The organism is Olivibacter sp. SDN3 (assembly GCF_014334135.1).
Taxonomy (GTDB): domain Bacteria; phylum Bacteroidota; class Bacteroidia; order Sphingobacteriales; family Sphingobacteriaceae; genus Olivibacter.
Genome location: NZ_CP060497.1, coordinates 3,189,834 through 3,216,468 on the forward strand (window position 1 = coordinate 3,189,834; position 26,635 = coordinate 3,216,468).

At 38.5% G+C, this 26,635-nt stretch carries 20 protein-coding genes; 9 read left to right on the plus strand and 11 right to left on the minus strand.

Annotated features, from left to right (window positions below; all coding sequences use genetic code 11):
- Positions 1 to 80: 80 nt before the first annotated feature.
- The gene (locus tag H8S90_RS13215; protein ID WP_187338342.1) at positions 81 to 2,936 is read right to left on the minus strand and encodes a hypothetical protein; all 2,856 of its coding nucleotides are present in this window, start codon (positions 2,934 to 2,936) and stop codon (positions 81 to 83) included.
- Between the two features lie 1,393 nt (positions 2,937 to 4,329).
- On the opposite strand from H8S90_RS13215, the gene H8S90_RS13220 reads away from it, so the two are divergent.
- The gene (locus H8S90_RS13220) at positions 4,330 to 5,496 is read left to right on the plus strand and encodes an acyloxyacyl hydrolase (RefSeq protein WP_187338343.1); all 1,167 of its coding nucleotides are present in this window, start codon (positions 4,330 to 4,332) and stop codon (positions 5,494 to 5,496) included.
- A gap of 20 nt (positions 5,497 to 5,516) precedes the next feature.
- Here the strand turns inward: H8S90_RS13220 and H8S90_RS13225 are convergent, their stop codons facing one another.
- The 3 genes from H8S90_RS13225 to tgt are packed head-to-tail and all read right to left on the minus strand — an operon-like array spanning position 5,517 to position 8,648.
- Positions 5,517 to 6,425 carry a DMT family transporter gene (locus H8S90_RS13225; RefSeq protein ID WP_187338344.1) on the minus strand — a complete coding sequence of 303 codons (909 nt, stop codon included), beginning with the start codon at positions 6,423 to 6,425 and terminating at the stop codon, positions 5,517 to 5,519.
- A gap of 15 nt (positions 6,426 to 6,440) precedes the next feature.
- Positions 6,441 to 7,517, minus strand: a complete 1,077-nt coding sequence (locus H8S90_RS13230; RefSeq protein ID WP_187338345.1) for an LptF/LptG family permease — start codon at positions 7,515 to 7,517, stop codon at positions 6,441 to 6,443.
- Entirely contained in the window at positions 7,518 to 8,648 is a 1,131-nt protein-coding gene (gene tgt, locus H8S90_RS13235; RefSeq protein ID WP_187338346.1) for a tRNA guanosine(34) transglycosylase Tgt, read from the minus strand.
- A 388-nt stretch (positions 8,649 to 9,036) separates the two neighbouring features.
- Here tgt and H8S90_RS13240 point away from each other — a divergent pair, with 388 nt between their 5' ends.
- From H8S90_RS13240 to dprA, 3 genes are all read left to right on the plus strand, one after another.
- The gene (locus H8S90_RS13240) at positions 9,037 to 10,101 is read left to right on the plus strand and encodes a glycosyltransferase (protein WP_187338347.1); all 1,065 of its coding nucleotides are present in this window, start codon (positions 9,037 to 9,039) and stop codon (positions 10,099 to 10,101) included.
- Positions 10,102 to 10,184: 83 nt separating this feature from the next.
- Complete coding sequence (rsmG, locus tag H8S90_RS13245) at positions 10,185 to 10,820, plus strand: 16S rRNA (guanine(527)-N(7))-methyltransferase RsmG (protein ID WP_187338348.1); 636 nt, start codon at positions 10,185 to 10,187, stop codon at positions 10,818 to 10,820.
- Positions 10,821 to 10,903: 83 nt separating this feature from the next.
- Positions 10,904 to 11,992 carry a DNA-processing protein DprA gene (gene dprA, locus H8S90_RS13250; protein WP_187338349.1) on the plus strand — a complete coding sequence of 363 codons (1,089 nt, stop codon included), beginning with the start codon at positions 10,904 to 10,906 and terminating at the stop codon, positions 11,990 to 11,992.
- Between the two features lie 298 nt (positions 11,993 to 12,290).
- Here the strand turns inward: dprA and H8S90_RS13255 are convergent, their stop codons facing one another.
- From H8S90_RS13255 to H8S90_RS13270, 4 genes are all read right to left on the minus strand, one after another.
- Positions 12,291 to 13,679, minus strand: a complete 1,389-nt coding sequence (locus tag H8S90_RS13255) for an MBL fold metallo-hydrolase (RefSeq protein ID WP_187338350.1) — start codon at positions 13,677 to 13,679, stop codon at positions 12,291 to 12,293.
- Positions 13,680 to 13,706: 27 nt separating this feature from the next.
- Complete coding sequence (locus H8S90_RS13260) at positions 13,707 to 15,539, minus strand: ABC transporter ATP-binding protein (protein ID WP_187338351.1); 1,833 nt, start codon at positions 15,537 to 15,539, stop codon at positions 13,707 to 13,709.
- Between the two features lie 67 nt (positions 15,540 to 15,606).
- Positions 15,607 to 16,134, minus strand: coding sequence for a hypothetical protein (locus H8S90_RS13265; protein WP_187338352.1), 528 nt, complete (start codon positions 16,132 to 16,134; stop codon positions 15,607 to 15,609).
- Positions 16,135 to 16,200: 66 nt separating this feature from the next.
- Positions 16,201 to 16,980 carry an S-adenosyl-l-methionine hydroxide adenosyltransferase family protein gene (locus tag H8S90_RS13270; protein WP_187338353.1) on the minus strand — a complete coding sequence of 260 codons (780 nt, stop codon included), beginning with the start codon at positions 16,978 to 16,980 and terminating at the stop codon, positions 16,201 to 16,203.
- 280 nt (positions 16,981 to 17,260) lie between these two features.
- On the opposite strand from H8S90_RS13270, the gene H8S90_RS13275 reads away from it, so the two are divergent.
- From H8S90_RS13275 to H8S90_RS13290, 4 genes are all read left to right on the plus strand, one after another.
- Positions 17,261 to 18,223 (plus strand): PhoH family protein, encoded by a 963-nt coding sequence (locus H8S90_RS13275; RefSeq protein WP_187338354.1) that lies wholly within the window; start codon positions 17,261 to 17,263, stop codon positions 18,221 to 18,223.
- A gap of 211 nt (positions 18,224 to 18,434) precedes the next feature.
- Entirely contained in the window at positions 18,435 to 19,382 is a 948-nt protein-coding gene (locus H8S90_RS13280) for a phosphoribosylaminoimidazolesuccinocarboxamide synthase (RefSeq protein WP_187338355.1), read from the plus strand.
- A 97-nt stretch (positions 19,383 to 19,479) separates the two neighbouring features.
- Positions 19,480 to 19,869 (plus strand): STAS domain-containing protein, encoded by a 390-nt coding sequence (locus H8S90_RS13285; RefSeq protein ID WP_187338356.1) that lies wholly within the window; start codon positions 19,480 to 19,482, stop codon positions 19,867 to 19,869.
- Positions 19,866 to 20,780, plus strand: a complete 915-nt coding sequence (locus H8S90_RS13290; protein WP_187338357.1) for a ribonuclease Z — start codon at positions 19,866 to 19,868, stop codon at positions 20,778 to 20,780. Before H8S90_RS13285 ends, H8S90_RS13290 begins: the two co-directional genes overlap by 4 nt.
- Before the next feature lie 53 nt (positions 20,781 to 20,833).
- Here H8S90_RS13290 and H8S90_RS13295 read toward each other — a convergent pair whose 3' ends face one another.
- The 3 genes from H8S90_RS13295 to H8S90_RS13305 form a co-directional block, all read right to left on the minus strand.
- Positions 20,834 to 21,775, minus strand: a complete 942-nt coding sequence (locus tag H8S90_RS13295) for an MlaD family protein (protein WP_187338358.1) — start codon at positions 21,773 to 21,775, stop codon at positions 20,834 to 20,836.
- 100 nt (positions 21,776 to 21,875) lie between these two features.
- Positions 21,876 to 22,751 (minus strand): N-acetylmuramoyl-L-alanine amidase, encoded by an 876-nt coding sequence (locus tag H8S90_RS13300; RefSeq protein WP_187338359.1) that lies wholly within the window; start codon positions 22,749 to 22,751, stop codon positions 21,876 to 21,878.
- On the minus strand, positions 22,751 to 23,623 hold the full coding sequence (locus tag H8S90_RS13305) for an N-acetylmuramoyl-L-alanine amidase (RefSeq protein ID WP_187338360.1): 873 nt from the start codon (positions 23,621 to 23,623) through the stop codon (positions 22,751 to 22,753). The genes H8S90_RS13300 and H8S90_RS13305 overlap by 1 nt, the downstream gene beginning before the upstream one ends.
- Positions 23,624 to 23,893: 270 nt before the next feature.
- Between H8S90_RS13305 and H8S90_RS13310 the strand changes: the two genes are divergently transcribed.
- Positions 23,894 to 26,611, plus strand: coding sequence for a putative LPS assembly protein LptD (locus H8S90_RS13310; protein ID WP_255501599.1), 2,718 nt, complete (start codon positions 23,894 to 23,896; stop codon positions 26,609 to 26,611).
- Positions 26,612 to 26,635 lie beyond the last annotated feature (24 nt).

The following is a 26,635-nucleotide window of genomic DNA, read 5'->3' on the forward strand; positions in this document are numbered from 1 at the left end:
GCTAAGTTAATTATTTCTACTTATACTGTCAAAAAGGACTTCGCGTATGGAAAACATAAAAAGGGCGCGCTTGTTTGCTTTTAATAGCTATAACTTAGTCCGTATGTAAATATAAGCCTTTTTGTGTGTGGTTCATTAACATATATTGCCCTTACTCCCGCATCAAAATTTGGAAGGTAAAAGCGTAATAAATTTAGGTCCGCCCTAACTTCTAAACCCAAAGTACGTGGTGATAAATTGTTTTGTTGTACAAAGTTTTCGAAGTCGGCAAATAATCCTGTCTTGATGCGTTTAACAAACATCAAAGGGCTAATATCCCAATCAGGGTATATAAGAGGGAAGCGATAGTCCAGGAATAAAGTGTTGTTTACACGTGTGGTGGTGAGTTGATCATAACCACTTACCATGGGAATGTCATTCATCAAGCGATAATTGCCTGAACGCTCCTGAAAATTGAATCGGACCTGAAGAGAATGGTTGTTTACTAAGCCCGGAAAGTATAAGGTAGAGCGCATGGAGAAAATGCTGCCATCGGTCCGTCTGTCAAAAGTTAGATCACGGTATATGAAATTAAAATTCTGCCCCCATTTTGGTGCCAGATCGTGTAGGCTCCTTCTACTATTTCTATTAAAATAGAGTTGGGCTAATAATGGAAACCTTACCTCAGAGAAATTTGGTATATGGATATCAGTTAAACTGAGTTGATAGCGCTTTGTGAAACTGGTGCCCAATGATAGACCGGTGTTATAGATGGTATTTAGGCGGTTAAAAGTTAGCGGGATCGTTGTTCGAAGTTCTGTGTAGTGTTCACGCCAACGCAAAGGTATTAATTCATCCGGGCGATTCTGCATGCGGATATTGCTCAACTGTGCCTGATTTCGGTATTGTAGTGTGAAGGTTGGAAACCATCTTTTGTAGGTGGCTGAGATGAAGTAGTCTGAACGGCTGATGTTCTGGTCATAGTTAAAGCCCACTCGGGTTGAGAGTGTATTCAGCAAATTGTCAGATAATAATTGTAAACCAAGATCAAAATTTCTGACACTCGTGAAATCATCTCCAACGGGAGAGATGCTATGAAAATTAAATAGGTTTTTTACCTCCTTATAAGGGCTTGAGGCGAACGTTTTATGTTGAGTGGAGTCTGGTGCGGTTATAGGTTCTTCTTGAGCTAAGAGCGGCTTATAATAGCTGATAAAAAAATTACTGTCTTGTTCAAATGTTTTCTCTCGGAAATGAGTTGCGTTTTCCTTGCTGATCAAGTAACCATTAGGCTGGTAATTGTTAAAATAGAGTGTTTCTGAAAACTGGTCGTATGATGGATTGAACGCACCGTAGCTAACATTTGTAAGTTGCCTGATGTTTTTTGAGGGTTCTAAGCAATAAATATTATCAATACCATTATAGTGCGCTTTGAAGACAATGCCGAAAGGGGTATATATCGGACGTTCTATTTGTTGTTCCTGCCAATCGATTAATAGGTTCGTCTCCTCCGTGTATGAATTGATTTCTATTAAGCTGGTTCCATTGCTGCTGGTAGCAGTTGCTATGATGTTCTTTCCTTCTTTATCAAATGAAGGAGTTTGGATCATGATATGGCTTGGTATAGTTATCCGTTTTTTTTCTGCCCCAGTGTCACTGTCCAATAATATTAAGTTTACCTGGTTACTTAAATCTATTTCAACGGTTGCTATCGTTTTCCCGTCTGGGGAGACAGTAGGTGAGAAGAGCCGTGTTTTAAAAGAGAGCTGCCTGTAACTTTTAGTGGCTAAGTTATAACTATTGATTACGTGGAAAGACCGTTTATGATAACGTTTATCATATCGCATTTCATCCCAAATAATTTTACCTCCACCATAGCTGAAATGCGGGTGGGTTTGTATTCCCGTTTTGATAACTTCTTTGACGGTATTTTCTTTAGAGAGTATGACTATCTTAGGTACACTATGGTAGCTCCTTTGCAGTGCTATGATTTCTCCTGAGGGTAGTGCTTGAGGAAGGAGGTAATCAACTATTTCCTGTGGCTTAGTATGTGGAAAATATTCGTAGGTTATTGGACTGGTTTTTTGAAGTTGTTCGCGCCATAGACTGTCGAGCTCCTGCACGGTTTTTCTGTGCCAGGACTTGGTATTATATCCTGTAGCGTGGACTAGCGCTCTGCTGAAGTTGTACGGACGAAGAGGTTTTTTTACCATATCTTTCATGAGTTGATTTATGAAGTCTTCTCCATAATCTCGCCGCATCTTCGTAGTCATGAAATAGCCTAATTCGTAATAGCCTGGAGTGATGCTTTTAAGTGAGCCTAAAAAGTCTTTTTGATAACTATATTTTAGATTACTTAGTGTGTTTGTTCTGAATGGTAATTCCCAAGAAGGAAGGCGTCCTCTACCCGATGGTGTCAGAACAGTTTCGATGGCTACCGCATCGCCTTCATAGAACCACGGAGGTAGTGTAACGCCAAAAATTGCTAGACCTAATTGCTCGAGAAGGGGAGGTTTAAAATGGCCGCTTAACCCATCAAATTGTACCACATGTCTCAGTTCATGGATGGCTAGGCTGTTCAGCCAATCTTGGTAGTCCATTTGTTGGGGTGGGGTAGTGGCGAACTCAGATCTCCTAGGTGCGAGCTGCACGAAGCCATTGGAAACAACGTCTCTGTTTTGAAGGATGATGGATATTTTTCTTGGTTTTATACCAATTGATTTGCTTACCCTTTTTATGGAGTTTTCTAAAATATTTGTGAGTGTTTGAGCCCCATCTTCAAATTCGGTAGCATAAATGATTTGAAAATGCTCGGTTTTTATTTGGCGCCATTTTACACTCGGAGGGTTTTGATTGTCGTCGAAAATCTGCGCTAAGCAAGCTAGTGTACTGATAGTTAATAAATAACATATTAAATATTTGATTATTATATACTTATGTATTTTTAAGTTAGTCATTAATATTTGTTGCTAAAAATAATAGTATTTCGCAGTTTTGAGTGATTGTTTTTATATGAAATTTTAATTACGGTAATTATGTTAAATTACTGATTTTAAAATTTATATATTTTGTGTTAATATTGATTTTATATGTTTTTTATCTATAAAATAATGATTTATTTACCGGTGATTTTAAAGATTATGCGCATTGTTATAAATGTATGTATTTTTTTGTAATAACTACACGAACAATCGTGAAAAGAAATGCTTTTTTTTGTTGTGAAGGTTTTTCACTTCTGAAGATATCACATGTTTGTGATGTTGTTATATGTGACAGAATTTTAAGTTAGCCCAGCTTAATCCTTAAAAAGTACAATTTTTATTTGCATGCAGTTCTTCTTTATTTTTTGAGATATAGCCGTCATGATTATCGCTTCCATTATATCTCGTCATATTGAATTGGCGAAATAACAACAAGATTATTTGTTGCTTGACTCGCGCATTGGCTAAATAAACTAGTTGTTCTTCTCGCTGGCTAAAAATAAAATCTTTATGCGGCGCGGGCGTATTGATTTTGTTATTATGACGATATCCGGTACTTCAAGAGTTGAACCATATGTGTGTTAGCTTGTGTCTGATCGATTTTACTTATTTTGTCTTTTGGGTTATATGGCTTAGTGTGGTTTTTTGTTTTTAATTTTCCGTGTTTTTAAACTTTCGATAGTGATCGGATACGTGGTTTTATTTTAAGTTTTTTTTAAATTTTTTTGGCAGATAATATAGAGGGCCGGTAATTTTTTAAAGCGATTTTCGTTGGTTGGTTTTCTGGTAGATGAAGCTTCTAATGTTCTGTTGGCGAAATGGAGATTTCTATAAATACAACACTTTCGGATCATCTTCGATTTTTTGGTTTTAGTCCGTAGGTAATGACAAAAGATGTTTGACGTTTGAAATCACCTTTACGGAAGATGGCGCAGCGTTAAGTTTTCTTTGTAGATTAAGTGGAATCTTTTATAGCTTAATGAAGTAATTTGATTATTTATCGAGATTTTTTTCTTCCTTTATTTTTCTATATTGTACACTAAGGGACCTCTTTTTGATTCGAAAGCAATACTTTTTGTCTTTCCAATTTTAGGCTTTTTCTTGCTAATAAATACATCCTTTTATAGAAGATAGATGATCTGAATTCGATATTTCGCCTTTTTAGCTTGCTGAAGCTTTTGTTTTTGGGTTAACGAGTGTTGTTGTTCGTTAGGTTGAAAATCTTGTCTCACGTGGGCTGTATTTGTGTTGTTTTTAATAAAGTCCTTTGCACGTATGCAAGTTTTACCAAGCAATTACAGTTTGTTTTGCTCAATATTGTACCTTAGTTGGCTTTAAAATATTGTTGTTTGCAAGCCGCTATTGATTTATGTTCAGATCCTTTATACTGGTTTTTATTTGTTTATTTTCATTCGAAGTTCATGCACAGTTTCACCCACGGCGGCTATCGATTTCGGATTCTTCATACACCTTTACTCGAGCCAAACGGCATTTGGTTGTTCAGATAGAACATGAAAACGGGGGGATTATGACGGGTAATGAGCGTGCGAAAGAGTCGCTAAGCGACGCATATTATAATGCCTTCAATTTGAAAATAGGATGGCAAACAAGAAGGGGTGGAGATTTCTATCATCAGTTGTATAATTATCCTATTTATGGTGTAGGCTTTTACAGTAGTACGTTTGGTTTGGCTCATGTTGGTAGTCCCTATGCTGTTTATGGATTTGTTTCTGTTCCTATAAAACCGAGAATAAATAGCCGTTGGAATTTTAGCTATAGAATTTCTTTGGGCCTCTCCGGGCGTTTTAATCCATATGACGAAGATGAAAATCCGTTTAATTTAATTATCGGTACAAGTAATAACGTTTTTATAGATTTAGGTGGACAGGTAAACTATCGGCTTACCAAACGTTTTCAGGTAGGAGCTGGACTTGCGTTCCATCATTTCTCCAACGGTGCGTTAAAGCTTCCTAATACAGGTATCAATTTATTGCCTTTTACTGCGGCTATAACCTATATTCCGAATGCCGAGCCTTTCGACTTTAGTAAGGAGTATATTGGCCCTAATCCGAAGCGTGATGAACTGCATATTAATTATGCTTTCGGTTTTAAACAATTGGAGCGTGATAATCCAAATAAATATTTTAAATCTACAGTTGGTGTTTTTTGGAGTAGATTTGTGGGTTATAAATGGCGTCTGGGATTAGGGGGCAATATTTTTTATTCGGCTTCCGGAAATGATGGGCTTGTAGCTGGTGAAGAAGCTGGTCGATTTGGATCGTTATTTTCGGGAGGACCGGCATTTTACGTGGATCATCTACTAACCTCAAGGTTGTATCTGAACGGCAATGCAGGTTATTATTTGCACAGGAATGAGTTTAACATAGAAAATAGACCCTTCTTTCTAAGAATTGGCGCAAGATATAATGTTTATAGAGATTTTTTTGCAGGTGTCTCCATAAAGGCGCATGCCGGTAAGGCCGATTTTATAGAATGGACGACAGGATATACTTTTAATTTAGATCGTAAAAAATAGGTAAGGTCCGAATAGATACCTTAAATGGTTGGAAGTTGTTTTTTTACCTTTTTATGCTCAAATTTTGTTTTGGCAATCGGGTATAGGAATACGGCTCCCAGAACGATAATGGCGCCACCGTAAAATCCTATACTCATTTGTTCTTCTCGTTTAAAAAACAGTAATGCGAGTAATATGCCGTATACAGGCTCCAGATTTGTGACAAGCGCAACACGAAAAGCGCTCAATTCTTTCATTACCGAAACTCCTGCAACATATGCAGCTGACGTACATACTGTGCCCAGTAATAAAAGATAAAATAAATCACTGCTATTAAGCTGCATATCATGACCAAAACCTCCAAAAATGAACATAAATATGGAGACCCATACCCAGGCACCGAACATTTCGTATAAGCTTATAGTGGTTGCTTTGGTGTGTTTGACCAATTTTCCATTGATGATCGTAAAGAGACTGCCACAAAGCGCGCATAGCAAACCTAAAATAATACCCATTACATACTGCGTTTCAAAAGTAAATATGAGGTATATTCCAAAAATGATCAATATGCCTACGGCTAATTCTAATAATTCTATTTTTTGCCTATTGAACAGGGGTTCTAGCAATGCAGTAAAGAGTGTTAAAGAAGACAGGCAGATTAATGTTACCGAAACATTTGCTACTTTTATTGATTGAAAAAATAATATCCAATGTAAACCTACAAGTCCGCCTGTAAATAGCAATTGTACAAATTGGGTTTTACTAACCTTAATTGATTTGCGCGTAAACTTAAAGTAAATGAAGAGTGAGCACGCGGCAATAAGTACTCTGTACCAAACGAGATGGATAGCAGATATGGAGATCAGCGCGCCTAGTATTCCCGTAAACCCCCATACTAAAACAGTTAGGTGTAGTAATAGGAGATTTCTATTGATAGCTAATTTCGTCATGAAGAGAACAACAAACTATTTGGGGGCTTTATATAGTAAATACAGACCTACACATAGAAAAATAAGACTGGGGATAAATGTGGCAATCAATGGAGGAAGTCCTCCTTTGAGCGAAAACATTGTGGCAAACTGAATGAAGAGAATATAGGTAAAACTTAAGGCGATACCTAGACCTAAACTTAACCCGATGCCACCACGAACTTTTTTTGATGACAGTGACACGCCCATTAGTGTAAGAATATAAGCAGAAAATGGATAGACAAATCGTTTGTATTTTTCAAGCTTTAAATCTACCATCCGCCCCGTTCCCCGGATTTCTTCTTTTGCAATATTTTCATTAAGCTCTTCAGTGGTCATGGCCATATATACATTATCGCGTATTTCAAAATCGCGTGGAGTCATATCCAAAGTGGTGTCTTTGCTGGTTCCTTTGGTCATCTGTTCATCCATACCGTTTACTGTCCTAACGGTGTAATTTTCGATTTTCCAGTTATTTTTCAAAGAATCCCAAGTGATCCTATCTGCAATCAGTTTTTCTTTTAGCTCTTGTCCTTCAAAGATCTCCAGAATGAAATTGTATCCAATCTTTCGATCGTTATCGAAGTTATCAATATATACAAAACTGTTCGGATCGATCTGCATATGCGTAGAACTCTTACTGTTATTGTCTAGCGGTTTAACATAGATATTTTCAAAACCTATTTTGAGTTTATTCGTGCGAGGGATGATATAAATGTTAAAAATAAAAGTAACTACACAAATAACAGAAGCTGCGATAAAATAAGGCCTTAAAAATCGTTTAAAACTCATGCCACCATTAAGTATAGGAACAATTTCCGTTTGGTCTGCCATTTTTGCGGTAAAAAATATCACCGCTATGAAATTAATTAAAGGACTTAAAAAGTTAAGATAAAAGGGTATAAAACCAGCGTAGTATTCAAAAATAATCTTGTCTAGCGGTGCATTTCTTTTTAAAAAATCGTCAAGCCGCTCAGAGATGTCAAAGATAACAGCAACCACTGTAAAAATAGCCATGGTAAACACAAAGGTGCCCAGGTATTTCTTAATGATATATTTATCAATGATAGTCATCTATAATCTTTGTCCTAACTGTTTTACCATCTTGTTTTTCCAATCGTAAAACGTTCCTTCCTTAATTTTAGTACGAGCTTCCTTCACTAGCCACAAATAGAAATGTAGGTTATGTAAAGTTGCAATCTGTGCGCCCAATAATTCTTTGGAATGGATCAGGTGGCGTAGATAAGCTTTTGTGTAAAACAGGTCTGTTTCAAGACTGCTGTCGGGGTCAATAGGCGAAAAGTCTGCTTCCCACTTTTTGTTTTTAATGTTGATGATGCCTTGACGGGTGAAAAGCATACCATTTCTTGCGTTCCGGGTAGGCATTACACAATCAAACATGTCGATTCCCAAAGCGATGTTTTCGAGTATATTAATAGGGGTTCCTACCCCCATTAAATAGCGTGGCCTGTCCTTAGGTAAAATATTGGTCACCACCTCAGTCATCGCATACATTTCTTCTGCCGGTTCACCAACAGATAATCCCCCTATGGCATTTCCGTCCCTTTCGAAAGAAGCAATGGTTTCCGCGGATTTTTCCCTCAGGTCTTTATATACAGAACCCTGCACGATTGGGAAAAGGCTTTGTTCATATCCGTACAGAGAGGCAGTACTGTCAAATCTGTCGCAGCAACGTTTTAACCAACGGTGCGTCATGTCGAGCGACGTCTTTGCGTACTTGTAATCGCAGGGATAAGGCGTGCATTCGTCAAAAGCCATGATGATGTCTGCTCCGATAATACGTTGGGTATCCATTACATTTTCCGGCGTAAATAAGTGTTTTGATCCGTCGATATGTGAGCGGAACGTCACACCCTCTTCTTTTATTTTCCTCACCTCCGTTAAGGAATATACCTGATAGCCGCCGCTGTCTGTCAATACCGGCATGTTCCAACCGTTAAATTTATGTAGCCCGCCAGCTTGTTTGATAATATCCAGGCCCGGCCTAAGATAAAGGTGATAGGTATTGCCTAGAATAATCTGCGCTTCAACTTGGTTTTTTAGTTCATGCTGATGCACACCTTTTACGGATCCAGCAGTGCCTACCGGCATAAAAATAGGTGTTTGTATAGTTCCGTGGGCTGTTTCAATTTCGCCGGCGCGGGCCTTTGACAATTTATCTGTAGATTGTAATGTGAATTTCATGTAATGTGCCGCCTCCGAGGGGGAAAATAACCTTCTTCTTTTAAGGTGCAAACTTAACTAAAATTGTTCAATATTATACGCTACCCGCTATTCGCCTGTAAAAGGTAATGGCTCATTTGAAATTGTATTGGTGACGCTAGTGCATGCAAAGCATGTTCACTAAGTTTTCATCGATTGTTTTATTTTTTTATTTTTTTCACTCGTGTTCATTTCAATTGTGTTCAAGCTGGCTTCGCCGGTATATACCTTTTATAAGTTGCATATAAAAAGCATTTTCTCTAAGTTTGTACCTGATTATTATATTACTTTTCAGCAAATATCTTTGGAACCGTATCTCAATCTTTCAAATATCTTACTTGCTCTATTCTTGGTTTTTCTACTGCATCAGATGTATTATTATTTGTTGGTATATAGAAGATTGCGTAATTATAATGTTCGGGGCCTATTATCAGATATAGACCTTCCGCCGCTTTCGGTTATTGTATGTGCACGTAATGAAGAAGCTAACCTAAGATTGTACCTGACGGAGGTGCTAGAACAGGACTACCCGTTGTATGAAGTCATAGTCGTAAACGACTGCTCTAGTGATGATTCCAATTGGATTCTTAAAGAATTTAAACAACGCTATAAACACTTGCGTGTCGTAGACATTTCCGAACACGCACGGTATAAACATGGTAAGAAATTTGCAGTTACATTGGGGGTAAAAGCTGCGCAACATGAACACTTGGTGTTTACAGATGCAGATTGTTATCCTGCTTCTAATCAATGGCTTCAATATATGGCCCAAGAGTTTGTAGGAAGTGTTGAAATCGTGCTTGGATATTCGCCATATCTATCGATGCGAGGTTTTTTGAATAAATATATACGTTTCGAAACTTACTATACCGCGCAGAATTATCTATCGTACGCGCTCAAGCGAAATGCTTATATGGGGGTCGGTAGAAATCTGGCCTATAAAAAATCATTGTTTTTTAAAGGAAAAGGTTTTGCTTCTCACATGCATATTCCTTCTGGTGATGACGATCTTTTTGTGAACCAAAATGCGACGAAAGAAAATGTAGCTATTTGTATTCATCCGGATGCTATGACGTGGAGTAAACCTAAAACTACTTATGCTGCTTATCAACGGCAAAAGCAGCGGCATTTTGGCGCGGGAAAAGCGTATCGATCCAAACATAAGAGAATGATTACTTTGCAGGTGCTGAGTGTCCTGTTTTTTTATGCACTTGCAGTACTTTTATTGGTTTTTCAGCCCACGTATTGGCCTATTGTGACGGGCATATACATCCTTAGACTCATCGCCCAGTTCTTGATTTGCATCCCAATTATGAAAAAAATGCAAGTAGGCAATTTAACTGGTTGGTTGCCTTTAATGGAAATCTATCACTTATTGTATGTGTCGTTCATGGGAGCAACAGCCCTTTTTAGGAAAAACGTGACATGGAAATAATAGCACTATCGCTTAACAAGTATACTAGGGGTAAAGTTGAGTTTGAATAAAGTTTAACAGTTAGATTATCGATATATAAGAAAATGGAAAACAATACCTCATCAATTATCTATAAATATTTTCCGAATCTGACCACGCAACAACAAACACAGGTCGATGCATTGGGTGCTTTATATGAAGAATGGAATGCACAGATCAATGTGGTCTCGCGTAAAGATATTGAGGGGTTATATGAACGACATATTTTACATTCCCTTGCCATTGCAAAATACCTTTCGTTTAAACCGGGAGCTAATATATTGGATGTAGGTACAGGGGGAGGTTTCCCAGGGATACCATTAGCGATTATGTTTCCAGAGACTAATTTTCATTTGGTTGATTCAATAGGAAAAAAAATTAAAGTAGTCACAGAGGTTGCCCGTTCCCTTGGACTTAAAAATGTACAAGCTAGCCATATTCGTGCAGAGCAGATAAAGAATAAGTATGATTTTGTTGTTTCCCGGGCAGTGACTAGGTTAGCCGAATTTTATCCGTGGGTTAAAGGTAAATTCAAGAAAGACGCTGTACATAGCATCCCGAACGGAATTTTGTATTTAAAAGGAGGAGACCTGACGGAAGAAATAGCCGATTCCAAACTAAAAACAGAACTTTTCCCTTTGGCCGACTGCTTTGAAGAAGCATTTTTTGAGACAAAATATATAGTTTATATTCCACAATAGGTATTCTTCTGAAACTTTTTTGATTTTAAAGCAAAAAATGTTATTTTACCCCTCAAGTTTAATTCCTAAACCTTACTGTTAACATGAGCCTTATTTATCAACTAGCACTCATACGTATCAAGGGTGTCGGTAATGCCTTAGCCAAACAACTTTTAAATTATTGTGGAAGTGCTGAAGAAGTTTTTCGTACCTCTAAACACCAATTATTGCAGATACCGGGGATAGGCGATTATCTGGCAAATGCCATCCTTCACGCGAACACCTTACATGAGGCTGAACAAGAACTCCTGTTTGTTGAAAAACATAAAATCCAGATACTTTTTTGGAACAGTTCGGATTACCCTGAAAAGCTTAAAGACTGTATTGATGCACCACTGATTCTTTATTTCAAAGGGAAAGCCAATCTTACCAACCAAAGAATTGTTAGCATTGTAGGAACCCGTAATGCGACTGACTATGGCCGTAGGGTGTGTCACTCATTTGTGGAAGCGTTAAAGGATTATGGCGTTTTGGTCGTTAGCGGTCTGGCCTATGGTATAGATAGCTGCGCACACAAAGCGTGTGTTGAACATAACATCCCTACCTTAGGTATATTGGGCCATGGGTTGGATCGTATTTACCCATCATCGAATCGCTCATTAGCCTTGGAAATGATAAAAAATGGTGGTCTGCTGACAGAATACCCTTCCAATACAAAACCCGACAGACAAAATTTCCCCTCTAGAAACCGCATTATTGCCGGGCTGGCGGATGTAACCGTTGTGGTGGAAGCAGCACTAAAAGGTGGAGCTCTTATTACTGCTGAGATTGCCAATACCTATAATAGAGACGTTTGTGCTTTCCCGGGAAGTATTTATAGTGAATATTCTAAAGGCTGTAATCACTTGATTAAAACCCATCGTGCAAATCTCATCAATTCTGCCAAAGATCTGGAATACTTAATGAATTGGGAACCTGTAGCCGATCGTGTTGTAGAGCAATCGCCGGCTGTTAATTTAGACGCTCTGGAGCAGCAGGTATACAATAAGGTGAAAAACAATAGTCAAATAGGGATAGACAACCTGCTTAATCAAACGGGTATTCCTCAAAGTAAGCTAGCTATTTCACTGTTGTCATTAGAGATGAAGGGATTAATCGTAGCTCTTCCAGGTAAAATTTATAGAACGCCTTAGGAAAGTTTATTTTGAATTAATTAAGGTCCAATAACGCCATCCTAATAGTGCTTTTTGTGTTTTGGTGAGCTTAGAGGGATCTTTATGCACCAGACTGGGAAGGATTTTCTTGTTCAGTCCCACCAGCATTCTAAAAAATTTCTTTTTTACTGCCATAAATGAAAAACAAGAGATTTATCTTTTTGTTTTCACTGAGGATCTCCGAGCACTTGTATCCTATTCTAGTATATACCAGAGTACATTATAAATGCTCAATAGCTTGTGTAGTATTGGTGTTTTTACCATAGATAGCCCTTAATTATAGCGTTATCGTTTTCCCTTTCTGCGGTATTTCAACCGAATATCCTTTACTTGTTAAAGCAACTTCAAGAGCTTGCATACTACCTAAATCACCGTGCACTAAAAACACCTTTTTTAATTCGTGTAAGGGCTGTTGGCCGACTAAGGTTACCAGATCTTGATGGTCGGCATGACCACTCAGACTATCCGTCTTTTTGATAGAAGCATAAACGGATAGTTCCCGGTTACGTATCTTCACTATGGGGTCTCCCCTTAATAGACGGTGTCCAAGTGTACCCTTTGCACAGTAGCCGATGAAAAGGATGGTACAGTAATAGTTCTGAATATTTTCATAGAGATGATCTTGTATACGACCACCTTCCAACATTCCAGCAGATGAAATGATGATACAGGGATCAAAATAATTAGATATATCCTTGCTTTCATCTAGGTTTTCTACATATTTAAGATTCTCAAAATCAAATTGGTCACCTTCTCTTGAATAAAAAGCCTGTGCTTCATTATTTAACAAATGATGAAACCGTCGGTAAATTTCAGTGGCATAGTTTGCTAACGGACTGTCTACAAAAATTTGGATAGGAGGGAGAAGCCCCTTGCTGAATATCCGGTTTAAACTGTATACCAGTGCTTGGGTACGACCAACACTAAATGCGGGTATAATTAATTTTCCAGGTGTTTTCAGACAAGTTTCGGTAATGGTGTCGATCAGCACATCGCTGAGATTATCATCGCTATGATCTCTTCCTCCATAGGTCGATTCGCAAATGATATAGTCAACCGGGGGAATTGGCTGCGGATCTTTTAATATAGGATAATCTTTTCTTCCCACATCACCTGTAAATGCAATTTTTTTTGTTTCCCCGTTTTCTTCTATAGTTAGAATTACAGCAGTAGCCCCTAAAAGGTGCCCTATCGGAATTAAAGTGAGTTCAATTTTTCCAGTTATTCTAAAAGGTTTGTCAAATGCAATAGGAACAAAACGCTCAACTGTATCCATGACATGTTTCTGTAAATAAAGTGGACGTTCATATTTAACAAAGCGCTTATTTCCTCTTCTAATTTTTCTTTTTTCCTTTTTGAGGAATATATTGACGGCATCTAACATTAATAGTTCACTCAAGGCTGCCGTTGGTGAGGAGCATAAGATTTGCCCCTGAAAACCCAGACGAATCAAAGTAGGGAGATTACCGCAATGGTCGATATGTGCATGGGTTAACACAACTACGTCGATAGTGGCGGGATCAAAGGGGAAATGCTCGTTTTCCGATACATCTGAGTTATATTCATAATCTAAGCCACAGTCTATTAGGATTTTGTAATGATCAGTTTCTAAGAGGTGCATGCTTCCAGTAACTTGCTGAGCAGCACCCCATATCGTTAAATTCATAAATAAGGTAAGTATGTTTTTTTTACATTAACCATCAACTTTTTCTTGTTGTAAATTACTGAGATATCGGTAAAGGCCGGCTTCATGTTGTATAAGTTCATAATGAGTGCCACATTCTACTACTTGGCCGTTCTCTATAACGATAATTTTCGATGCCTCTCGAATAGTCGATAGTCGATGAGCAATAATAATGGATGTTCGGTTTTTCATGAGCTCCTCTAATGCATGTTGCACGAGTCTTTCCGATTCTGAATCCAATGAAGAAGTAGCCTCATCCAAGATCAGAATAGCCGGATCTTTTAACAAAGCTCTGGCAATCGCGATACGTTGGCGTTGCCCTCCGGATAGTTTCACGCCTCTTTCTCCTACTAAGGTATGGTATCCCTCAGGAAATCCCATAATGAAATCATGGGCATTGGCTCTTTTGGCAGCAGCTATGATTTCCTCTTGAGTAGCGGTCAATTTTCCATAGGCTATATTCTCACCTATAGAACCGCCAAATAATAGTACATCCTGCGGAACAATAGCCACTTGGTTTCGAATATCAGTGAGTTTAAAAGAGTCGACATTTTTACCGTCAAATAGAATGTTTCCGTCTTGAGGTTTATAAAAACCCAGAATTAGCGACGCAAGAGTTGATTTTCCGGTTCCGCTAGGTCCTACGATGGCAATTTTCTCACCGGCCTTGGCCGAGAAAGAAACACCTTTTAAGACGTCGATTTCACTTCTTGAAGGATAGGCAAATTGTACTTGGTCAAAAACCAAATTTCCTGCAATTCTTTTGTTTATTTCGTTGTCTTCCTGACGGATCGATACATCTTCTTTTGTTTCTTCTAACAGTTCTATCACACGTTCAGTAGCACCTACAGCTTTCTGTACATTGGCATAGAGCTCTGGAAAGCTCCCCATAGAACCTGCCACAAACAAAGAAGATATGATGTAGGTTGTCAAATCTCCTACAGACAATTCACCAGTAGAGATCAGGGATGAACCATACCAGATAACGCTCACGATCGCGCCAAAAATGCAGAATAGGATGAATGATGCAAATAAGCCTCTGTATGTAGCACCTTTTAGTGCAAGGTTAACAACTGCTTTTAGTGAGTTCTGATAACGGTTAGCCTCATAAGCTTCATTCACAAATGCTTTGACATTACTGATCCCTTGTAGTGTTTCTTGCACAATGGTATTAGACTCGGCCAGTTTATCTTGTGCTTTTCTAGAGAGGTTTCTTATAAACTTTCCAAAAAAAACAGCAATAACAACAATAACGGGTAAGATGGACAGATTCAGTAGGGTTAACTTTGCAGACACGATAAATAAGAAGCTGACTCCACCTACCAATAATATGGCTTGTCTGATCATTTCAGCAAACGTCGTGGTCATCGTATCCTGAATCTGCGATAAGTCGGCAGAAAGACGGCTATTCAGTTCCCCAACCCTACGGTTGGCAAAGAAATCCATAGGTAGCGTAATCAAATTAAAGTAGGTATCCCTCCTTATATCGGCAAGTGTCCTTTCTGCAACCTCTACAAAGAAACGTATTCTAAAAAATGACACAAACGATTGGAAAAACAAGATGAAAAATGCGATAGTTCCTATTGTTTTGATATCTGCAGGAATAAAAGCCAGATTTTGCTGACCCTGTGCCGCATCTACCATACTGCCCATCAAGGCTGGAAAAGCCAATAGCGAAATACTAGATAAAAATAAGAAAAACAAACCGAGTAGAAATTTGCCTCGATAGGGTTTTAAGTATCTGAGGAACTTTCCGACATTGCTTAGAGAAGCTCTATTGATTTTGGTTTTTGGTAATTCATCGGTATTTCCATTTCCACTATTTAATCGAGCACGTGCCATTAATTGAATTTGTCTGTTTTAGTGTTAAAATAACATGCAAAATTAGCGAGATAAAAAAGGTTACCTATCACTTTAAAGTCAATTTTTTTGACCTTCTTATTAATAGGAAAATGACTATTAATAGAGCTGTAGTAGCGAAAAGTAAAAGATTAATGTATATATTACGCTGTTTTTTCAAGATATTGATTTCCCTATTCAGGGCATCTTGATTTTTTTGAAGTTTACTGATGGTATTTATATAACCGGTAATACGCTCACCCGATTCGGTTGCTTGGCTTGCTATTGTTTGTTTTTCGATATCTTTAAAATCGAGTAAAGCTTTAGTTTCTTTGAAAATGTAATTATCTGTAGTAACGATTTCCTCTAAAATATCGATAGATGCCTGCATGTCCTTTTTGGTTTTAAGGCCGAATATACCTGTCCTCGATTGTAGGCTGGCATCAAACTCCCCGAAACGCTGACTCCTTTTCTGCAGCAGGTTATTAACTCTTTCTCGTTGCTTTTCGTAGCCCGTACTGTCCTGTTTTGAATATGCCTGACACCAGCTCAGGCTAAAGTAGATGCTTAGAAGAGTTAAAAGGGCCGTCTGTTTCATCTTTGAATATAAAACCTTGGCGTGTCTCGGATTAAGATTACTAGTTGTTGCTTGCATAGTATCAACCTACTCTTTAAATTCTATTCTTATAATATCGCCTACCTGAAGTCCTAGCAGACCACTCGCGTTTCCTTTGTTTATGGCAATTTCAAGGTGATTGCTAATGCCAAACAAACAGAGCTTCTCGCCTTCAGGCACCTCGTTATAGTGCCAGCTTAAATGCTTGATCGACTCATTTCGTCTAAAATATAATTCGAAGTTTCGGTTTTGCTGAATCTGATTGAACAGCTCCTTGTTGATATTAGTGATTACATTCTGGAAAGAGTCAATGTAAATAACGCTGCCACGGATTGTGCTTCCATCGATGATTGGCTGAATGATGACCCGTTTTACTAAAGAGTCTACTACTTCTCCGATATCCTCCATCGTGCCACCTTTTGCTAAATGGGTGGCCGCTTTTGCAAAAATATCCGTTAACGGGAAATGTAAAAATTTTAAGTCCTGCATGATGTTCAATTCAACAGCTTTTTCAGGCGAATCCTCAAACAGTAAGGAAAAAATTCCATTATCTGCTCCAACAAAATAGTGTCCTTTATATTTTACAGCCAAATATCGCATGTTTTTATTAAAAACGGAATCTATACCGATCAGGTGTACAGTATCTTTTGGAAAATATCTATATGCATTCTTTAATACAAATGCAGCTTGCTGAATATTAAAAGGCGCTATATCGTGAGAAACATCAACTAGCCTAACAGTAGGATATAAACTGATGATACTCCCTTTTAACGCTGCCTGGTAGAAGTCTTTGTGTCCTAAATCTGTGGTTAACGTAATAATGCCCATATCTATTCACGGTCTCTTAATCGCTGTTCTCGCTGCTCGCTTTAATGTAGGTGTCTTTAAGTGCTACGCTCACTGGCTTAATGTTGCAAATACTTTTTTTTATGCTCCATTATTAGTAATCTTGCGTAGGGATTTAAAGGTGCAAACCTAACATGAATTTTTCATATTTGATTGTGATTATTTCCAAAAATATAAAAAATCCAGTTAGCTGTTAAGATACAGCAAAGAGAAGTATTGGATGGGGCACCTCCATTTGTATTTAAATTATTAAAAGCTAAATTTGAACGAATTACTGATAACATTAGAACATGTGGATCCTGCATTGTTGTGGGGCGCACAAAATGAGCACTTTGACCTGATAAGAAAGTATTTTCCGAAACTCAAACTCGTCGCCAGAGGTACAAAGTTAAAAGTGTTGGGTGATGAAGAAGAGAGTAACGTTTTCAAGAATAAATTTAAAGCAATTCTTGAACACCTGGAAAAGTACAACCATATTAACTATAATGATATAGAAACCATATTAGGAGCAACACCTGCAGTTATGACGGGGGAGAGTATAACCGAAAAGGCGGCAGCGCCTTTTGGCGGGGAGCCAATTGTTTATGGGCCAAATGGAATCGTTGTAAAGGCGCGCACCGCCAATCAGCGAAAAATGGTAGATAGTATTCTAAGGAACGATATTTTATTTGCCATTGGACCAGCAGGTACCGGGAAAACGTATACTGCAGTAGCACTTGCGGTGCGCGCATTGCGTAATAAAGAGGTAAAACGAATCATATTGACAAGACCTGCGGTGGAAGCAGGAGAGAATTTAGGGTTTCTGCCCGGGGATTTAAAAGAGAAGGTCGATCCTTATCTGAGACCGTTGTATGACGCTTTAGATGATATGATCCCGGCAGAAAAATTAAAGGTTTATTTAGAGAATCGAACGATTGAGGTCGCTCCTCTAGCCTTCATGCGTGGCCGAACACTTGATAACTGCTTTGTGATATTAGATGAGGCACAAAATACCACCGAAATGCAGTTGAAGATGTTTCTTACACGAATGGGGCCAACAGCTAAATTTATCGTTACAGGAGACGTAACACAGATTGACCTGCCCAAAAAGCAGCAGTCGGGCCTGCAAGGAGCGCTTAAACTGCTTGATAATATTGAGGGAATTGATATGATCTATTTAAGCGGCGTAGATGTAGTACGGCATAAGCTAGTAAAGCGTATATTGGAAGCTTACGGCGATATTTAAATCATCGCTGTTGCCGTTTTATAGAGGAGAGGTCGAAAAACTCACTTTTTTTACAAGCGTTGGTTTCAATTGCGTTCAAGCCGGCTTTGCCGATAGATGTAAACCAATCATATTGCATGTGAAAGTGAATTATTCAAGATGAATTTTTTGTTATTTGCGTTCGTGAATGCAGAGCATTTTATCTAAGTTTGAATTTTTATTTAGAAAATAGGTGAATACAATAAAAGAGACAAATTTTAACTTTCCAAAGCAAACAGCTTTCTATAAAGGTAAGGTGCGAGATGTATATACGATAGATCATAAATTTTTGGCTATGGTTGTTTCTGATCGTATTTCGGCTTTCGATGTGGTGCTACCTCGGGCAATACCTTACAAGGGGCAGGTTTTAAACCAAATTGCTGCCAAGTTTTTAAAAGCCACGGAAGACATTTTACCGAACTGGGTTATCAATGTGCCTGATCCAAGCGCAACAATCGGTAAAATTGCGCAACCTTTTAAAGTCGAGATGGTTATCAGGGGATACTTATCTGGGCATGCTTGGCGAGAATATGCAGCAGGTAAGAGGATGATATGTGGAGAATCTCTTCCTGAAGGTTTAAAGGAGAACGACAGGCTTCCGGAACCTATTATCACGCCAACAACAAAGGCCGCCGTAGGTCACGATGAGGATATCTCGAAAGCTGCTATCCTTTCGGAGGGAATTGTAAGCGAGAAAGATTATCTACAGTTGGAAGCTTACACGAGAGCACTTTTTAAAAGAGGAACGGAAATGGCCGCTGCACAAGGTCTGATCTTGGTTGACACGAAATATGAGTTCGGAAAGGTGGATGATGAAATTTACTTAATAGATGAAATTCATACTCCCGATTCTTCAAGGTATTTCTATCAGGAAGGTTATGAAGAATTACAGCAAAGGGGAAAACCTCAACGCCAGCTTTCAAAGGAATTTGTGCGCAAATGGTTAATTGAGCATGGTTTTCAAGGTAAAGAAGGCCAGCAGATCCCTGAAATGAATGATGATTTAGTAGCGCTCATTTCAGAGCGATATATAGAACTATATGAACATATTACGGGAGAGACATTTATTAGGCATAAAATAGAGCATGTTCAAGATAGGGTTGAAAAAAATATAAATACCGCGCTAGAGCAACTGTTATAATTAATAACAATAAAATATCGTAAAGGTATGGAATGTTGATGTCAGGACGTTAATGCAGCAACTTTCCATATCGCTGTTTAACAAAAAATAGAAAGTTATGAAATTTACCATTGATAAACATGAGCGTTATGTGATGATCACTCCTCATGAAGAGGTTTTGGATGGTGTTACTGCGCCCAAAATAAAATCAGAATTTGTTCTGTTAAATACCGATGGTCAGCGAAATATAGTATTGGATTTGTCGAATGCTAAAACTGCTGATACTTCCGGACTCAGATGTGCACTTACGGCTCACCGATTATGTCACGCCGCTGGAGGTATATTTGTTATGTGCGGTGCTAATGAGGAAATAGTAAAGCTGATCGAGTTATCTAACCTGAAAGATGTACTCATTGTAGTACCAACAGCAGCCGAGGCCGAAGACCTAATCTTTATGGAAGAATTAGAAAAGGAATTTAGAGGACCGGTGGCCACAGATGAAGAATGAGGTTTGAAGTAACGATTTTAGGTAGTAATTCTGCTACACCGTTATATGGAAGGAATCAAACCGCACAAGTGTTGAATTGCAATGATGTGTTGAGCTTGATAGATTGCGGAGAAGGGACACAATTACAATTGCAGCGGTTCAGTTTTAAAGCTAACCGAATAAAATATATTTTTATTTCCCATTTGCACGGAGACCATTACCTCGGTTTAGTAGGCCTAATATCGTCAATGCATCTAAATGGACGGAAAGAAGATTTGTATGTTTTTGGCCCTGCCGGACTGAAAGAAATTATTGATCTTCAACTTCGATATTCAGAAACTAGCTTACGTTATAAACTCATTTTTTACCCAACCAATCCTACGCTTTCCGAACAGATTCTGGAGGATAATAATTTGGAGGTGATAAGTTTCCCCCTAAGCCATCGTATCCCCTGCACTGGCTTCCTTTTTAAGGAAAGGCAACGCTTACCCCGTATAAATAAAGACGTTGTTGAGCCATTAGCTATTCCAAATGCGTATTACTCGCTCCTTAAAAAGGGTATAGACTATATTGATGCAACAGGTAAAGTGTATAAAGCCGATCAACTAACGATTCCTGCTGATGCACCCCGAAGTTATGCATTCTGTTCAGACACCATCTGTACGGATAGTTACTGGCAATATATTGCTGATGTAGATATGCTTTATCATGAGGCGACCTTCTTACAGGACATGGTGTTAAGAGCAACAGAAACTTTTCATACTACGGCGCTGCAAGCGGCTCAGACAGCACTTAATGTTGGTGCAAAGAAGTTAATAATAGGTCATTTCTCTGCCAGGTATAAAGATTTACTCCCAATGCTGCAAGAAAGTAAATCCGTATTCGATAACACCGAGTTGGCTATTGAAGGGAAAACATTTGAAATCCAATAGTCTTTTATTTCCTAATTCTTTACCGGTAATTCGCAGGATGAATGTTATCTAATTTAATTTTTCCTTCCAAATATAGAAAAGTGTACGTATCTGCCAGGATTTTGCTTAAGATCAATCATGAGGTTGTCTAGATTTTTTGAAGCATTATTGAGATTATTGTATAATTCTTCATCGTTTAATAACATACCCACAGAACCATTGCCGTTATTGATGTTATTTACTATCGACTGCAGATCGGCTACAGCAGCATTGGCACTGTCAATGGTTTGCTGAAAATTTGCTTTTGCTACCTGATCAGTGATACTTTCAAGGTTTCCCATAACATTATTGATCCGTTCGCCATTATTTTTGAAATTTGCCGATATAGCTTCTACATTGCTCAAAATATTAGAAAGCTTGGTGCGTTGTGTGCCAACAATAGCATCTACCTGAGTAGTTGTATGCTCCAAGGTGTTTAATGTATTGGCAATACTTGCAATACTCCTGTTGAAATTACGTTGGAAATCGGCATTAATCGTATTGTTTATAGATCCAAGTACAGAATCGAGAACAGCTACTACAGCTTCCGCTTTCTTCTGCACGGGCTCGACCTGTTCCAATATATTCCTTTGTATGTTTGCTTTTAACGTATCACCATCTTCGGCATAACGATCGCTGTCTCCCAACTCAAAAACAATGGCCTTTCCTCCAAGCAAATCTGTACTCGCTATTCGCGCGATGGTGTTAGCAGGAACCGCATAATCTTGTTTGATTTTGAATTGTGTAAGGATATCACCGTTGGGTTGTAGCTTCATTTTTGATACCCTTCCTATCTGATAACCATTAACCATCACAGGTTTTGATACACTCAGACCATCAACCCGATCATAGGTGGCATAAAAAGTGTTTTCATTGGTGAATACGTCATTTCCTTTAAGAAAACTATATCCAATAATAAGTACAGCAATGGCTACAGTAGCTAAAATGCCAACTTTTGTTTCATTAGAGATCCTCATTAGCGTTAAGTATTATCTGTAAATATATACCATGTGTACTTGTTTTACAAATATGGTATACAAATATTCTGTACTTGGAACAACGATTTAGTTGTTTTGTTTAATTCTCCACTTGCTTTTTATATGATTTAATTGCATTTAGCAGATTATTAACTACTTCTGTCTGTCCGTCGGTAGAATTAAGATAACGCTCCTCGTCTGGGTTGCTTATAAAGCCAACTTCGGTAAGCACTGCTGGCATTCCTGCCCTAGCTAAAACCGCCAAGCTGAGCTCTTTCACGCCGCGACTGCCTCTTCCAGATTTGACGTATTCGCCTTCTATTAACGAGGCAAATTTAATGCTCTGATCTCTATAGGCATTTTTCATTAGCGAAAAAATGATATAACTCTCGGGATCATTTGGGTCAAAACCCTCGTAATTTTCTTTATAATTTTCTTCCAGCAGGAGGGAGGCATTCTCTCGAATAGCAGCATCTTGTTCCGCTAGCCTACCAAAACCCGAAACAAAGGTTTCAGTACCGCGCGTAGTGGTGTTGGGTACACTTACGGTTTTGTATATGGGGATTCGTTTTCCTCCTTTTCGTCTATACCCACTTACAGTTCTTTTTTTTATGTTAGGCATCGAATTACAATGGATAGAAATAAACAGGTCTGCTTTTTTTTCATTGGCCACACCAATGCGTTCATATAAAGGTACGAAAACATCACTTGTGCGTGTATAGAACACCTGTACATCCTTTAATTCCTGTTGTACCGCTTTCCCTAATTTAAGTGCTAATTGTAAGGCTACATCTTTCTCCAAAGAAATTCTTCCTCTTGCACCTGCGTCATGGGCTCCATGTCCCGCATCTATGACGATGGTTTTGATTCGGTAGTCTTGGCTTTGTCGTTTATTAGGCTTATTGCTCATCGATGATGCCAACAAAGCATTCATTGACAGTAGAATAATGAGAATGGATAGGCTAATCTTTTGCATTAGTTTTCAACCTGTTTTTTATAGTTTTTAATAGCATTTACAATATTTTTGACTATTTCGGCTTGGCCAGCAGCCGAATTCATGTAGCGTTCTTCTTCCGGGTTGCTTATAAAACCCATTTCGGTAAGTATGGCAGGCATTCCGGCTCTCGCTAATACAGCTAGGCTTTGTTCTTTCACGCCTCGGTCAACTCTGTCAGACTTGATATATTCGTCTTGAATATAAGATGCTAATTTAATACTTAAATCGCGATATTGGTTCTTCATTAACGAAAAAATGATGTAACTCTCGGGATCCTTGGGATCAAAGCCATCGTAATTTTCCTCGTAGTTCTCTTCGAGTAACATGGATGCATTCTCTCGCACTGCCACATCCTGCTCGCCTAATCGATTATATCCAGAAACGAAGGTTTCGGCTCCTTTAACGGAGCTGTTTTGTGAGCGTACATTTCTATATACCGGAACCCTTTTGCCCTGTTTGTTTCTTACGTACCTTGCTACCACCCTTTTGCTGGTATTGGGCATAGAATTACAGTGGAGAGAGATAAATATATCTGCTTTGTTACGATTTGCAATCCCTATGCGTTCGTAGAGTTCCACAAAACTATCGTCTGTGCGGGTATAGACAACCTTCATACCGGGCAACTCTCTTTCAATAGCTTTGCCTAACTTTAATGCAATAGCTAGTGTCACGTCTTTTTCTTTTGAGAACGCTCCATGGGTAGTGCCGTCTCTTCCGCCGTGCCCGGCGTCAATAACAATAGTTTTGACTTTGTAGGGGTTTTTATACTTATTAGCCAAACTTTGCGTTGGTATGAGTAGTAAAGGGATTAAAAATAGATAAATAATTCGTTTCAACACTGACGTAATCATCCTTTCAATTGTTCTGTTTATTTATTAATGCTATAAAGTTAATCTTATTGTATATATATGTTAATAAATGTTATTTTAATAGAATTTTAATTTGACTTACATTGAGATAAGTAGCTAAAACACTATTACTATAAATTTTAAGCATGTTGTGTCGATGTAGCATCTCTTAATAAAAATCTGTTAAACGAAATGGTAGTAGCTATTGCAAGCTGCTAATCGTTTCGTTAATTTTGGGCGCCGTAAATTTATATACTGCAAAAATAATATTCGTTGTCAAATTTGAAGTCTGTTAGTGTTTTTTTTGGGTTGGTTTTATCCATTTATGGAATGTTGTTGCCAAAATCAGCTTCCGGACAACAGTTTATTGTGCAAGACAGCGTTGGTCAACCGATCAATATCGTACAAGATACGCTTCAGCAAGACTCCTTAATTACAGATTCCTTATTGGCTGATTCTTTAGATGGAGATTCCTTAAAACAGGACAGCGGTAATGCTGACGGAATATCTTCCATGGTTTTAAGTAATGCCGAGGATTCTACCATTACCGATCGCCGAAATAATCAGCTGCACTTATACGGAAATGCCAAGATTAAGTACGAAGATATGGAACTTACAGCTGATTATATTCGTATAGATAATAGTACACGTACCATGTTTGCCAGTGGGCTGATAGATCATAACGGTCGATATCGAGGACGACCGATATTTAAAACAGCAACAGACCCTCCGGTAACTGTCGATTCGCTATTATTTAATTTCGATAGTAAAAAAGGAAAAACCTATGGTGTGTTTACGGAGATGGATGGTGCCTCCATCCAAGCTCGGGAAATAAAAAAGAACGAATATAACGAGCAATTTATTCGACACGGCTTTTATAGTACATGTAATCTCCCTTTTCCGCATACACATTTCGGTATCCAGATGAGCCGTGTCATCTTAACAGAAAATCAAGTGGTTTCCAAAAGTGCATATATGGTTGTAGAAGAAGTGCCTTTGCGCTTTGTTATGATTCCCTTTGGATTTTTTCCAAAAACGAATAAGAGGCAGTCGGGCATATTGTTTCCAACTTTCGGAGAAGATTTTACGAGAGGTTTCTTTATGCGCGACGCCGGTTATTATATAGGGCTTAATGATTATTGGGATGCCGAGTTACGGGCAAATCTTTATTCCAAGGGATCTTGGGAAAGTAGTGCTAGGGTACGTTATAAAAAGAATTATAAGTATGATGGGGGCTTCAGTTTACGCTATGCTTATACCAAGAGCGGAGAGGAAAACACACCTGGTTTCTCTCGGGCACGAGACTTTAATATCACATGGAATCACTCGCAGAGACAAGAAGCTAATCCCGGAACAACTTTTAGTGCTCAGGTGAATGTAGGAACCGGCTCTTTTTACTCCAATACCGCTGCCAGTGGCTCTTATGATTACAATCAGCTTACACGTAACAATATGTCGTCAAGTATAGCCTACGGCAAAACATTTGCAGATGGTAAGGTGAATTTTACTTCAAGCTTGAGTCATCGACAGGATATTTCTACCGGGCAGATTAACTTGGAGCTTCCAACCTTCAATCTTAACGTCGCGACCTTTAACCCTTTTGATACTAAAGATAGGGTGGGCGATCAGAAGTGGTACCAGCGCATAACTATGGGGTATAGTATGCAAGGGAAAAATTCATTGAACTCTACCGAAAGTGAATTGTTTAGTAGTGAGACCCTGAAAAAACTACAAAATGGTATTCAGCATAATGTTCCGGTCAGTTTATCATTAAATGTATTGCAGTATTTTCAATTCAATACCAGCGTTAATTATACAGAAAGATGGTACTTTCAATCTATACGAAAACGTTTTGATAATGTGCCCAGAGGATTTGAGGAGGTAATTGATACTTTACAGGGATTTAATAGGGCTTACGATTATAGCTTTTCCAGTGGCTTTTCTACCAAAGTGTATGGGCAGAAAAATTTCAAGGGGAAATTAGCGGCCCTGCGACATGTCATTACCCCTTCCGTAAATTTCAATTATCGGCCTGATTTTTCGGAAAGCAGTTTTGGTTTCTATCGTGAACAACTTTATGCTGACGGAAGCCAGGTTTTAGATAATCAGGGCAGACCGGTTAAATATTCTATTTTCCAAAACGCTATTTACGGTACACCGGGCGCTGGCCGTTCCATGGGAATAGGTTTTTCAATTGATAATAACGTAGAGGCCAAAGTGAGGAGTGCAGACGATACCACCGGGACCGGTTTTAAGAAAGTGCAGATTTTACAAGGGCTTACCTTTAGTGGAAACTATAATTTTGTGGCAGACTCTTTTAAACTTTCCAATATTAGCTTTTCAGGCCGGACGGCTCTGTTCGACCAAAAATTGGGACTTAACTTTAATGGAACATTTGATCCGTACCGATTTGAACAGGTGAATGCCCCAGGTAGTGCTACACCCAGCTACAGGCGTGTTAACGAATATGCCATAAAGGGTGGACAGCTCGCTCGCTTAACAAATTTTGGTCTGTCAGCAGATTTCAGCTTTAATCCAGCGGCTGCCAAAAGTCGTAATGAGAATTTGAATGAGCTAGACCAGAACAAAACCAATATGACTCCTGAACAGCAACAGGAGTTGGCCCGTATCAGTTCAGATCCGAATGCCTTTGTGGATTTTAATATTCCATGGAATGTCGCAGCTTCTTTTGCTTTTCAGTATAGCAAACAATTTGCAGATACACGAATAACCAGCACAATCAATATCCATGGTGATTTTTCTATTACTCCAAAATGGAAGATACAATACAATACAGGTTATGATTTTCAATTAAAGAAAATGAGTTTGACGCAGTTTAATATTTATAGAGACCTGCATTGTTGGGATATGTCCTTTGGTTGGATACCATTTGGAACTTATAGAAGTTACACTTTCAATATTAGGGTAAAAGCGTCTATTTTACAAGATCTTAAGCTTACAAAACGTAACGACTATTATAATAGCTTTTAGGCAGGCATTGGTAATAAGATACAG